The sequence below is a fragment of the Dokdonia sp. genome (assembly GCF_039945015.1).
Taxonomy (GTDB): domain Bacteria; phylum Bacteroidota; class Bacteroidia; order Flavobacteriales; family Flavobacteriaceae; genus Dokdonia.
The window spans coordinates 80,462-92,603 of the sequence record NZ_JBDUXP010000007.1 but is presented as its reverse complement, the minus strand read 5'-3'; the positions used below and the strand labels follow the sequence as shown (position 1 = coordinate 92,603).

General features: G+C 34.1%; 11 protein-coding genes. 7 read left to right on the top strand and 4 right to left on the bottom strand.

What is annotated here, in order from left to right; translation table 11 throughout:
- Positions 1–214: 214 nt before the first annotated feature.
- On the bottom strand, positions 215–694 hold the full coding sequence (locus ABJD27_RS07070) for a hypothetical protein (protein ID WP_348162309.1): 480 nt from the start codon (positions 692–694) through the stop codon (positions 215–217).
- A gap of 162 nt (positions 695–856) precedes the next feature.
- Between ABJD27_RS07070 and ABJD27_RS07065 the strand changes: the two genes are divergently transcribed.
- The 3 genes from ABJD27_RS07065 to ABJD27_RS07055 all read left to right on the top strand — a co-directional run bounded on the left by ABJD27_RS07065 (position 857) and on the right by ABJD27_RS07055 (position 4,383).
- Positions 857–2,788 carry a tetratricopeptide repeat protein gene (locus tag ABJD27_RS07065; protein ID WP_348162311.1) on the top strand — a complete coding sequence of 644 codons (1,932 nt, stop codon included), beginning with the start codon at positions 857–859 and terminating at the stop codon, positions 2,786–2,788.
- Complete coding sequence (locus ABJD27_RS07060; protein WP_348162313.1) at positions 2,785–3,411, top strand: response regulator transcription factor; 627 nt, start codon at positions 2,785–2,787, stop codon at positions 3,409–3,411. The genes ABJD27_RS07065 and ABJD27_RS07060 overlap by 4 nt, the downstream gene beginning before the upstream one ends.
- Positions 3,412–3,576: 165 nt before the next feature.
- Complete coding sequence (locus ABJD27_RS07055; protein ID WP_348162314.1) at positions 3,577–4,383, top strand: tellurium resistance protein TerC; 807 nt, start codon at positions 3,577–3,579, stop codon at positions 4,381–4,383.
- A 218-nt stretch (positions 4,384–4,601) separates the two neighbouring features.
- On the opposite strand, the gene ABJD27_RS07050 is transcribed toward ABJD27_RS07055, so the two are convergent.
- Positions 4,602–7,307 (bottom strand): DUF5916 domain-containing protein, encoded by a 2,706-nt coding sequence (locus ABJD27_RS07050; protein ID WP_348162316.1) that lies wholly within the window; start codon positions 7,305–7,307, stop codon positions 4,602–4,604.
- Positions 7,308–7,452: 145 nt separating this feature from the next.
- Positions 7,453–8,007, bottom strand: a complete 555-nt coding sequence (locus ABJD27_RS07045) for a hypothetical protein (protein ID WP_348162318.1) — start codon at positions 8,005–8,007, stop codon at positions 7,453–7,455.
- A 249-nt stretch (positions 8,008–8,256) separates the two neighbouring features.
- Here ABJD27_RS07045 and rplM point away from each other — a divergent pair, with 249 nt between their 5' ends.
- From rplM to tsf, 4 genes are all read left to right on the top strand, one after another.
- Entirely contained in the window at positions 8,257–8,712 is a 456-nt protein-coding gene (rplM, locus tag ABJD27_RS07040) for a 50S ribosomal protein L13 (protein ID WP_348162320.1), read from the top strand.
- Entirely contained in the window at positions 8,712–9,098 is a 387-nt protein-coding gene (rpsI, locus tag ABJD27_RS07035; RefSeq protein ID WP_348162322.1) for a 30S ribosomal protein S9, read from the top strand. The genes rplM and rpsI overlap by 1 nt, the downstream gene beginning before the upstream one ends.
- 227 nt (positions 9,099–9,325) lie before the next feature.
- Complete coding sequence (gene rpsB, locus ABJD27_RS07030; RefSeq protein WP_348162324.1) at positions 9,326–10,213, top strand: 30S ribosomal protein S2; 888 nt, start codon at positions 9,326–9,328, stop codon at positions 10,211–10,213.
- Between the two features lie 91 nt (positions 10,214–10,304).
- Positions 10,305–11,270 carry a translation elongation factor Ts gene (tsf, locus tag ABJD27_RS07025; protein ID WP_348162325.1) on the top strand — a complete coding sequence of 322 codons (966 nt, stop codon included), beginning with the start codon at positions 10,305–10,307 and terminating at the stop codon, positions 11,268–11,270.
- 80 nt (positions 11,271–11,350) lie between these two features.
- Here tsf and ABJD27_RS07020 read toward each other — a convergent pair whose 3' ends face one another.
- Positions 11,351–12,061, bottom strand: a complete 711-nt coding sequence (locus tag ABJD27_RS07020) for a spondin domain-containing protein (RefSeq protein ID WP_348162327.1) — start codon at positions 12,059–12,061, stop codon at positions 11,351–11,353.
- Positions 12,062–12,142 lie beyond the last annotated feature (81 nt).

The window sequence follows — 12,142 nt, the reverse complement described above, 5'->3', positions numbered from 1 at the left end:
TGTCGAGATGACGGAGTCGTTTATGCTTTCGCGAAAGCGGTATTATAATCATTTCAAAAAATAGAGTATTGCTCTAATTTAGAGTGTACTCTATTTTTATACAAGATGTCAGTCTAAATTTGTCGAAGACTTTTTACTTTTCCCATCATCGTAAAATAAAGAGGTTACAATACGTGTTGTTTTTTTTTAAAGTATTTACCATCGTTTATTATATCTAAAGTATACATTCTACAAAACCTTCTATAGTTTCTTCATCACCTGTTGCCGTATTAATAACTGTCCCGTTAAAACGAAGACTGGTGACCGTTCCAGAATCTGTAACATTGATCGTACCTGTATTTCCGAAATATGTTTCTACAGCAACTCCATCACTTGTGGCTTGGAGAATAAAGACAGCATTACTAGGTTGGTCCAAATTATCTCTCAAGTTAAAACTTGCTGTTCTACATAAACCCTCATGAGTTACAGCTATTGCATAATTTAAACCTCCAGAAGTAAATGCTCCAGCGTATGTACAACTAAAATTCCCAGTGGTCGTTTCAATATTACAACCTCCATTGGCATCACTACGCACACCAAGAAATTCAACAAAATTTTCATTTATAAAGCCTCCATCATCTGAACTATCGTCACTACTACAAGAATCTGTTTGTAATAGTATAAAAAACGAAATAATAGCTATCCAAGTTTTCATAATGTTTTCCTTTTTTTAGATTATCTCAAAACTAGAAGTTGTATTTCTGAATAAAATACCTAATGGTAGGTATTTTATTGGTAGTGTTATATAATAGTTTTACAGTATAAGAATATTGACAAGTAATCTATTATGTATCTTTAATAGTGAAACTGATAAAAAATGATTTCAAAAAAAATGATTTTCTTAGTATTCATGTTCATCCTTTTTGGTAAGACAGGTCTAACACAAAATCAAAAAATTGACAGCTTACTTCAGGTTCTAAAAACCGATATCTCTGAGGAAAATCGCGCTATAACTAATCTATCACTCGCAAAGCTTTATGAACGTATAGATTTAAGCAAAGGCAAACAGTTTGCTTTGCAAGCACTTACTTTTACAAAAAACGATTCTCTATCTGCTGAAACGAATAATCAATTAGGTCGATTCAATTTTTTTGGATCAAAATTAGATTCAGCCTCTTTCCATTTTAAAAAAGCAATTTCAATACTAGAAATACTTAAAGATGAAAGGCGAGTAGCGATTATTAATATAAGTTTAGGAGCTATTCAACTTAGACAAGGGAATTACAATGCTACAATTAAAATTTTAACAGAGAGTGCTTCCTTTTTTGAAAAATCAAAAGACAGTCTGAATGCAGCAAAATGTTATAGTAATATTGCCAGTGCATTTGCCGAACAGGAAATTTTTCCAAAGTCCATTGAATACAGTGAAAAAGCCATAGATATTTTTCGTGATTTAAATCAAGTCCAGTTTGAACTAATCACTTTACCCAATCTTGCAGCCCAATATTATAAAAGCGGAGATACACTTACAGCAATATCATATAATGAGAAAGCAGAAAAACTAGCATTAAAACTCAATAACAAACGCTCATTATCTATCATATATAATAATCTTGGAGACATTTATTTAAACAAGAATTTAGATAAAGCCAAAGGTTATTTAGAAAAAACGATTACTCTAAAGAATGAATTAAATCTTCAATCGGGCATAGAATTTACTCAGAGCAACCTAGGGTACATAGAATTACAAAACAAAAATTATAAAAAAGCCATTCTATATTTTACAAAAGCTTCTCAAAAAGTTCAAGGCAAACAACTTGTATCTGTGTATAATAATCTAAAAGATAGTTATACAGGTATAGGAAACATTAATAAAGCTTTAGTTTTTTCAGAAAAAGCACGAATTCTGAATGATAGTATTCTAAACACTGTAAATCAAAAAGAATTTGTCGAAATCCAAACAAAATACGAAACAGGGAAAAAGGAAAAAGAAATTTTAAGCCTACAAAATGTCAATTTGGAAATGAATATTCAGCGTAGGCAAAACCGTAACTTATTAATAGGCACTATAAGTTTATTATGTTTAACAATGATTATCGGTTATTTGTTATTAAAAAATTCAAAAAGAAAACAAACGATTGCAGAGCAACAACAAATCTTAGAAATCCAGAAAGCAGATAGACTTCTAAAAGATCAGGAACTTATTGGACTTGATGCTATGTTAGAAGGACAAGAAAAGGAACGACAACGTATATCAGAAGATTTACACGACAATTTAGGTAGTAAACTCTCTACTATTAAATTATATATGGATGAAGTGAAAGCAAATGATTCAGAAATTTTAAAAAAAATCAGTATATTATTGGATGAGACTTATGATGAAGTACGAAATATAGCTCACGAAAAACAATCCAGCACACAAATAGATAAAGGATTAATACCAGCTGTAAAACTTATGGCAAACAGAATTAATGGGTCTAAAAAATTAGATATTAAAGTTGTTAATATTGATTTTAATTATCAAATATCTACTTCTAAGGAATTACAATTATTTAGAATTATCCAAGAATTATTATCAAATACCATAAAGCATGCAAAAGCCAAACAAGCTATAATTCAATTTTCTGAAGATAATAATCAACTTAATTTTGTATATGAAGATGATGGTCTTGGTTTTGATAAAAATAGCAAAAAAGAAGGAATAGGTTTATCTAATATTGAACGACGTATCCGTAAAATAAACGGATCACTTTCTATAGATTCTATTCCAGGTAACGGCACAACTGTTATTGTTAATGTTCCAATATGAGTGTCAAAATAATTATTGTAGACGATCACGATCTATTTCTAGATGGCTTAACTTCTATTTTTATTAAAGAAATTGGGATAGATGTTATTGGTATGTCTAATAATGGTTTGGAAGCATTAAAACTTTTAGAATCAGGATTAGAACCTGATGTCATCTTATCGGATATTAGAATGCCAATAATTGACGGTATTACTTTAGTAAAATTACTTCATTCCAGTTATCCACATATCCCAGTAATCATATTGAGCATGTTTGACCAGAATGCCGATATGTTTGAGATGTATGATGCAGGAGTTAAAGGTTATGTCCCAAAAAAAACAAATAAGAAGACATTGATAGAAGCTATTCATACTGTTTCAAAAGGAGAGCTTTATTTTGAAAAATCATTCTTAGATACTTATAAAAAATATAAAAAAAACAACGAACATGTAGAAGAAATTACTCTAACCAAACGTGAACGCCAAATACTACAACTCATTGTCAAAGGTCGAAGTAGTCTTCAAATTGCTAATGAATTAAAACTTAGCAAATTTACTATCGATACTCATAGAAAAAATATTCATAAGAAAACAGGGATTAAAAACAATATACATTTAATCCAACACGCTCAACAATGGTTATAAGTAATCTATATTACAAAGTATCCTGAACCTTCTTAATAACTAATTGAATTACCAATATTTCTTTCACCTTGGTTAAAAAAAGTTTATTTGCTTCATATTATTTTCAAACACTTAAAGATATTTGATATAATAGTTACCTTTGATTTTAACAAACCATCACAATTCATGGAAGGATTACTTACCCTAGACAGTTTATTTACCCTATTAATGCTTATCCTGCTGCAAGTCGTTTTAGGATTTGACAACTTATTATATATCTCATTAGAGTCCAAAAAAGCACCCGCAGAAAAGCAAAGTTATGTACGTAAACTTGGTGTAGGACTTGCGATCGTATTACGTATTGTATTGCTTTTTATATTGATGTCTGTGATTCAATATTTCCAAGATCCTTTTGTATCACTACATGGAAATGGCATTATAGGTTTTGAATTCAATGTACATAGCCTGATTGTTCTGGGTGGAGGTGTATTTATTATTTATACTGCTGTCAAAGAAATCTGGCATATGATGCTTATGAAAGAGCATGAAGCTACAGAACAAAAAAGAGCATCGGTTGGAAAAATTATCTTTTGGATTGTTATCATGAACCTTGTATTTTCTTTTGATTCTATCTTAAGTGCTATGGCTTTAACCAGTGACATGGAAAGCTTTAAAGCACAAGTAATCCTGATGTCTATAGCCATTATAGCTGGTGGGGTTTTAATGATAGTCATGGCAGATAAGGTTTCTAATTTCCTGCAAAAAAATAGAATGTACGAAGTACTCGGGCTGTTTATCTTATTGATCGTAGGTGTAATGTTACTCTCTGAAGGCGGTCATATCGCCAAGTTAGAGCTCTTTGGAAATCATGTAACACCTATGAGTAAAACCACCTTCTACTTTGTCATTATCGTATTAGTCATTGTAGATATCGTACAAGGGCGCTACCAAAAGAATTTATTAAAAGCAAAGAAAGAAGGAGATAGTCATTAAGAGTCCGCTTTCGCGAAAGCGTATATATAAAACACAAAAGCCCGAGAAATATCTATTTCTCGGGCTTTTGTATTGATTGATGTGTATCTATATCTTAAATACGCTCGTATCTAAATGTAACATCCTCGATTAATTGAGCAGTATCAATATCACCTTCTAACACCTCTGCAAAAACCCTGAAGGAAGTGTATAGGTTACTTCATACCGATTTAACATAATTATAATACAAATCGATATGTCCATTTTACTAGGAATGTATTTCTAATTTGTTGCCCAAGAATTTGTTGATCTGCTGCATCAAAAAGACTAGCATCAGAGCTACTATTACCTTCTATTCCTTGCGACCATACTAAGAACAACTCAGACCCTGGAATATACTCCCAACGCATCACTAAATTTGATCTAAACTGTACAAAATTAAAATCTGGATCTCTAAAAGAGTAATCTGTTGTACCATCTTCATCCTCATCTACAACATAAGATCCATCCTGAAAACCAATCTGGTTATTTGAAAATAATGTCACACGATCCCCTAAGCGCTCTGCCTCACTATTTGCGACATAATTAAAATTAGAATATGTCCCCTTTGCAATAAAAGGTTGTGCATAATATTGTATCGTAAGGTTAGGGTTAATATTATAATTTACACGTAATGTTGTGCTTAATGTTTCTTGATTTATTTCCCCTGTAATATATCGTCTTCCAAATTGAGCTGGAGCATATCCTTGTTGAGATACATATTGTGTCTTATTAGGGTTTTTCTCATACTCAGTTTCTAGATTAAGACTCAATGCATCCAACGGTTGCCAATTAAAACGCACCACATATCGTCTAAATTCAAAATTGTTTTCCCTTGCTTGAGAATGTACATATCCTAATACTGCTGAGAATTTTTTACGCCTATCTGTTCCTGCAAATAAGAATGCAAAATTTTCATCAGAAAAACGCCAACGAGGACCTCCTCTTAAAAAGGTATTGATAAAAATACGTGGCTTATGACCAAAGCCTCCTTCTGTAAACCAATTGTTTTTCCAGTTAATTTCTCCTTGTATTTCATATTGAATACGGTTATAATTACCATCAAAGTCAAAGGTTGTAAACTGATTAAAATTAACTTGAGCACGACGATACCAGCTTGTAGGTTTTAAAAATAATCGTCTCAACCAAGCGCTCTGGCGTATTTCATCTGCTTGTCGTAAGAATCCAATATCATTTAACTCAAGCTCTGGAGATCTCCAAGCGACACTATTTCCGTATCTCCAATTACCACCTCCATCTTTTCCTATAGCAATACGTCCACCGGTTCCAGTAAGAGACGTTTTTGTAGTGTCTACATTTACATGACTTGCATCTACTCTATTAAATAAATGACGGATGGATTGCTGTGTTCTAGTAATAGATCCTTCTGATCCATTTACATTACTGAATAAGAATTTACCATCTATAAAGTAATTTCTATTCTGCCAAGTATGTTGCGCATCGATCCCTCCCGTTAATGCATTATCATGGAGGAACGACAAGTTTTTGTCTAATGTACGATCTGTATATGTAACAAGACCTCCCACAAAAGAGTTCCGGTTATTAAGATCTTTTTGCACACGTACCACACTATAACTCGTAAGTGGCTCGACAAGTTCTCTTCGGTTTTCTCCTAAATCACCTGTAGCTTCTAGTTCATCTCGTATTGCCTCACGAGTATCAACTTCTATATCTGAGAATTCATTTGCAGTCACACTTTGCAAAGCCCCTATAGACCATCCATCTTTTGTTTTACCACTAAATTTTGCAGCTCCAAGTATGGTAGAATTTATAGGTTCATCTTCAAATTCTCCTTTACTGCTTTGCGCTGTAGAGAATCCTTGTGGACTTCGTCCGATACGTCTAGAAAAAAACAAGTTATCTTGACTTCCATTAAGCCCTAACTGAAAGATATTTGCATTTTCTACAAAGAAAGGCCTTCGTTCTTGGAAGAAAATTTCAAATCCATCTAATGCAATTGCTCCTGGATCTGCATCTACTTGTCCAAAATCTGGATTTACAGTAAGATCCAAAGTAAGATCATTTGTAATTCCAATCTTTGCATCTATACCCCCGTTTAATCTAAAGTCATCACCATCCCTAAAAGGGTTACCTGGCTCTGCTTCAAACGTATCATATTGCCCTACTAAAAATGGTTGAATCTCTAGCTGTTTTTGTGGTTCTATATTTTTAAGCCCTCGTAATTCTCCAAAATTACTCACCCATCCATTGGCATCTTGAGGAACTCGTTGCCATACATCACGTTCTTGATTTCTAAAAAACAATCTCGTCACTTGTAATCCCCAAACTTGCTCTTCGGCTTTTCCAAATTTGAGTTGGCTCAAAGGAATTCTAGCCTCAGCAGTCCATCCTTCTTCATCTACTTGAGTGGCTGCATACCATATCGGATTCCAACTACTATCAAAATTTCCATTATTAGAGATAAATTCATCTCCTTTTACACCCGATACAGAAATAGTAAATGAAAAACCAGATCTGTCGTCATTATAACTATCTATATTTATCTCTACCCAATCTCCTGGGAAATCATCTCTACGTCCCATCCTACGTACTATCTTATCGGTCTCAGTATCATAAGCTCGCCAAGCTACATATAAGTTTTTTTGATCGTAGGTGATTTTAAATTTGGTTGCTTGTGCTGGAGCTGTATTTTCATCGGGTTCATTTTCTATAAAATCTCCGGCCCATTCTACGGCATCCCATGCAGATTCATTAATGATACCATCTATAGTAGGTGCTTCACCTGTATAGGCATTTGTAGTATAGACACGTTTAGGTACTACCGTCGTAGTTTTTGTAGTGTCTGTTTGTGAGTACGCTTTCGCGAAAGCGGAAACACATAAAATAAGAATAAGAAAAACGATTCGTTGATTGATTGATTGCATGAAATTGATGATTGAGTTGTCCCCTAACAGACTTATAAGTTATAAGTGATGTGACACTCTATGAATAATTTTATGAATATCTTAACTTTTTTAACTATTCTAGCGAGGTCAAAAAAGCAATCTCAACCTATCATTAATGATTTATTTACTGTAATGTATATGTAACGGTGAGAGATCCATTATAAGAAAGTATAGTCCCTTCATTATTTAACAATTCAAAAGTTTCTAATTCATCTTGAGAAAAAGTAATTGTTATGGTATTATTCAAAAATACTCCTTGCTTAAATATTTCATCTTCAAAAGAGAATTCAATGGTATCATCATTAATTGAATAATCCGAAAAACCGTCACATAAAAATAACGCACATATAGCAATTTGCTCTGGTTCTCCTAGAGCAGTATCTTCAACTATAAATATTGGCATAGATGCAAAAGGGCAAGCAATTCCCTCTTCTTCAAAATAAAGTTGCCCAGCCTCAAGACAATCATTAAAGGTGTCAAAATATATACCTTCAGATATAAAATTTTCAAGGATTAAATCATTAGAAAATACACCATCGCCATTCAGGTCGACATCGGTTTCTATAACATAAGATGTAATTACAAATGTCTGCCCAGAAAGTGGTGAATTATCAGTATCGTCAGAATTACAACTTACAAATAGAAGACATATTAAAATACTTAACAATAGTTTACTCATTTTGAATATTTTATCACTTATCAAACAAAATTACTTAAAATAAATTGCAGCATATCTCCGTAAAGTTGTGGGATTAAAAACAGCAATCATCGCCATTATTTTTGTCCTATATATTAGACCTATTTTTAGAGGCATAGAATGACTATAAAATATTACAACATCGCTGTTTGTGTAATCAATAATTAATTGTACTTTTGCAGACCCGTTTTCACGCGGGAATATTGGAATGTTTAATTAAAAATAATTAGTGTGGACACATTAAGTTACAAAACAGTATCTGCAAACAAAGCTACCGTAAACAAGGAGTGGGTTTTGATAGACGCTGACGGACAAACGCTAGGGCGTATGTCATCTATCGTAGCTAAGTTTTTACGCGGTAAGTACAAAACTAACTTTACACCTCATGTTGATTGTGGAGATAACGTAGTTGTTATCAATGCAGAGAAGATCAACTTAACAGGTAGTAAATGGACGGACAAATCATATATCCGTCACACAGGTTATCCTGGTGGTCAACGTAGCCTTACAGCAACAGAACTCTTCGATAAAGACCCTACTCGCATCATTGAGAATGCAGTAAAAGGTATGTTACCTAAAAACAAATTAGGTAGTGCTTTATTTCGCAATTTGAAAGTGTACTCTGGAACAGAGCATGGACAAGAGGCACAAAAGCCTAGAACAATTAATCTTAACGAAATTAAGTAATGGAAGTAATTCACAAAATCGGTCGTCGTAAGACCGCTGTAGCACGTGTATATCTCTCTGAAGGAAAAGGGAATATTACCGTAAACAAAAAAGACATGGCTACATACTTCCCTACCGCTACGTTACAATACAAAGTAAACCAACCATTAGTCTTAACAGAGAATGACGGTAACTTTGATATTAAAGTAAACGTATACGGAGGTGGTATTACCGGTCAAGCAGAAGCAATACGCCTTGCTCTTTCTAGAGCAATGTGTGAACTAGATGCAGAGAACCGTAGCATCCTTAAACCAGAAGGTTTATTGACAAGAGATCCAAGAATGGTTGAGCGTAAGAAATTCGGACAGAAGAAAGCTCGTAAGAAATTCCAGTTCTCTAAGCGTTAATATTTGCAGAGCAAATATGCTGAACTTGTTTCAGCATCTCTCTCTACAAATTGAAATTTTGAAATTAATAATAATCAGATACTGAAACAAGTTCAGTATTTCAATGTTGTCGTGGCTTGGTTCGCTTTCGCGAAAGCGTAAAAAGAATCAAGGTTAGTTTAGCATCTAAACCTCGTCGAGTACGAAGTTGCTAATTTAAGTCCAACGGAACGTAAACTATTACAAAAATGGCAAACAACATAGAAGTTAAAGAATTACTTGATGCAGGTGTACATTTTGGTCACCTCACAAGAAGATGGGATCCAAATATGGCTCCATATATTTATATGGAACGTAATGGTATTCACATCATTAACTTATACAAAACTGCTGCAAAAATTGAAGAGTCTTCAGACGCTCTTAGAAAAATCGCAGCATCAGGTAGAAAAATACTCTTCGTAGCTACCAAAAAACAAGCAAAAGATATCGTAGCAGACAAAGCTGCAAAAGCAAACATGCCTTACATCACAGAAAGATGGCCTGGTGGAATGCTTACCAACTTTGTAACTATCAGAAAAGCGGTTAAAAAGATGCAAACCATCGACCGTATGAAAGCTGATGGTCGTTTTGATACACTTTCTAAGAAAGAAAAATTACAAATGAATCGTCTTCGTGAGAAGCTTGACAAAAACTTAGGTTCTATTGCAGATATGACACGTCTTCCAGGTGCATTATTTGTTGTAGATATTAAGCGTGAGCATATTGCGATTAAAGAAGCACAAAAATTAAATATTCCAATATTTGCGATGGTAGATACCAACTCTGACCCACGTCAAGTTGATTATCTTATCCCATCAAATGATGATGCTTCAAAATCTATCGATAAGATTGTAGGATTTGTTTCTGACGCTATAATTGAAGGTCTTGCTGAGCGTAAAGCTGGGAAAGATGCACAAGCTGAAGGAAAAGATGCACCTGCTGCACCTAAAGCAAAAGATGCGCCTAAAGCAAAAGCTGCTCCTGCACCAGTAGAAAAAGCCACTCCTGCACCAGCAGAAAAAGCTGCTCCTGTTGCACCTGTAGAAAAAGCTGAACCAGCAAAAGTAGAAGCTGCTGCAAGCGAAGAAGAAGAGTAAATAACATTTTCATAATATAAAAAAGTCGTTTAGTTCCTTTCTTTGTAGAAAACATACTGAACGACTTTTTAATTTTAAATACATAAAAGAAATGGCAAAAATTACAGCCGCAGAAGTAAACAAGCTTAGAAAATCTACCGGAGCTGGTATGATGGATTGTAAAAATGCATTAGTAGAAGCTGAGGGTGATTTTGACAAAGCAATCGCTATCCTTCGTAAGAAAGGACAAAAAATTGCTGATAAAAGAGCAGACAGAGACTCAAGTGAAGGAGCTGTTATTGCAAAAATCAATGATGACAATACTAGAGGTATCGTTATATCACTTAACTGTGAAACTGATTTTGTTGCAAAAAATGATTCTTATATTGCTATGGCACGCCAAATGGCAGACATCGCTTTAGGAACAAACTCTAAAGAAGAATTTCTTGCTGCAGACTTTGAAGGAATGACTGTTGCAGAAAAACTTATTGAGCAAACTGGTGTTATCGGTGAGAAAATTGAGATCGGTGGTTTCAAAACATTAGAAGCTCCTTTTGTAGGTTCTTATGTACACGGAAATAAAATAGGTGCTCTTGTAGGCTTATCATCTGCTATAGATGGTGCTGCTGAAGTAGCAAAATCTGTATCTATGCAGGTCGCTTCTATGGGAGCTACTACATTATCTTATAAAGATTTTGATGCTGCATTTGTTGCCTCTGAAACAGAAGCTAGAATCGCAGTTATTGAAAAAGATAATATTGAATTAGGTCGTTTAGGAAAAACACTTAAAAATGTACCTGAGTATATCTCTATGTCGCAATTAACTCCTGAAGTTCTTGCAAAAGCAGAAGATGATATCAAAGCACAATTGGCATCAGAAGGAAAGCCTGAGAAAATTTGGGATAAAATTGTTCCTGGAAAATTAGAGCGTTTTATCTCTGATAATACGACTCTTGATCACGAACAGTGTCTTCTTGACCAACGTTTTATTATGGATGAAAGCATAACTGTTGCTGACTATGTTGCCAGTAAAGGTGATGTAAGTGTTACTGGATTTGAAAGAGTTTCTATAAAGTAATTCAAAACATATTAATACGCATAAAAAAAACGCCCTTTTGAAAAGGGCGTTTTTTTATATAAAGTAATTTTATAAAACTACTAGTTTGTTCTTTCCAATGTTAGGCTTCCTATCGCTTCAGAAAGTGGACTTCCATCTCCAAAAGGAGCTTCGTCATACAACGTAATAGCTGCATTTTCTGCACCATCATTTGCTTCATAAGTAGATCCTAAAATAACACCTGCATCTAGAGGTTGTAATTCTACTTGCCCCATTTGTATTAACCCTACTCCTGTTGCATCTACTACATTAAAAGAACTCACTCCTACAAACCAGTCAGGACTTGGGTTTAATCTTGCTAAAAATGTAATTCTAGTTCGAGTTGGTGTCACAGTAACCGAAGTTGTTGTTGTTGCTTGAGCACCTATTACTCCAGCTGTTGAGATACTAAACTGTCCATCTCCATCTTCTCCCAAAGAAGTACTTATAAAGGCAGCAAGCCCTTCTACATCTCCAGACTCAGCATATAAAGCCATTCCATCAGATGCAGCTTGTCCAATAGAAAACACCGATACTTCTGGCGCATGAACTATTGCCACTATGGTTCCAAAGGTAGCACCTGCAGGATAATCCTGAGGGTTATTTTCTTCTGTAAAGTTTGTTGTAAACCCAAGGTCATATGTTGCTGTAGGCACAGGAAGGCCACCATCATCTCCGCCTCCACCAGTAGTAGTTGGACCTCCATCATCACTTCCACAACTAACAAAAAAAGAAAGGGCTAGTAAACAGGTTATTTTAAATAAATTGTTCATAATTGAATTACGCATTTTTGATTTTAATAAATATTTTGGCAAAATAACATACGTGTAAATAACACTATATGTATTATTATA

Excerpts from the sequence above, each read along its gene's own strand:
- ABJD27_RS07055 (WP_348162314.1), top strand. The coding sequence starts at position 3,577 with ATGGAAGGATTACTTACCCTAGACAGTTTATTTACCCTATTAATGCTT.
- ABJD27_RS07020 (WP_348162327.1), bottom strand. The coding sequence starts at position 12,061 with ATGAACAATTTATTTAAAATAACCTGTTTACTAGCCCTTTCTTTTTTT.
- ABJD27_RS07045 (WP_348162318.1), bottom strand. The coding sequence starts at position 8,007 with ATGAGTAAACTATTGTTAAGTATTTTAATATGTCTTCTATTTGTAAGT.
- rpsI (WP_348162322.1), top strand. The coding sequence starts at position 8,712 with ATGGAAGTAATTCACAAAATCGGTCGTCGTAAGACCGCTGTAGCACGT.
- tsf (WP_348162325.1), top strand. The coding sequence starts at position 10,305 with ATGGCAAAAATTACAGCCGCAGAAGTAAACAAGCTTAGAAAATCTACC.
- rpsB (WP_348162324.1), top strand. The coding sequence starts at position 9,326 with ATGGCAAACAACATAGAAGTTAAAGAATTACTTGATGCAGGTGTACAT.
- ABJD27_RS07065 (WP_348162311.1), top strand. The coding sequence starts at position 857 with ATGATTTCAAAAAAAATGATTTTCTTAGTATTCATGTTCATCCTTTTT.
- ABJD27_RS07060 (WP_348162313.1), top strand. The coding sequence starts at position 2,785 with ATGAGTGTCAAAATAATTATTGTAGACGATCACGATCTATTTCTAGAT.
- ABJD27_RS07050 (WP_348162316.1), bottom strand. The coding sequence starts at position 7,307 with ATGCAATCAATCAATCAACGAATCGTTTTTCTTATTCTTATTTTATGT.
- ABJD27_RS07070 (WP_348162309.1), bottom strand. The coding sequence starts at position 694 with ATGAAAACTTGGATAGCTATTATTTCGTTTTTTATACTATTACAAACA.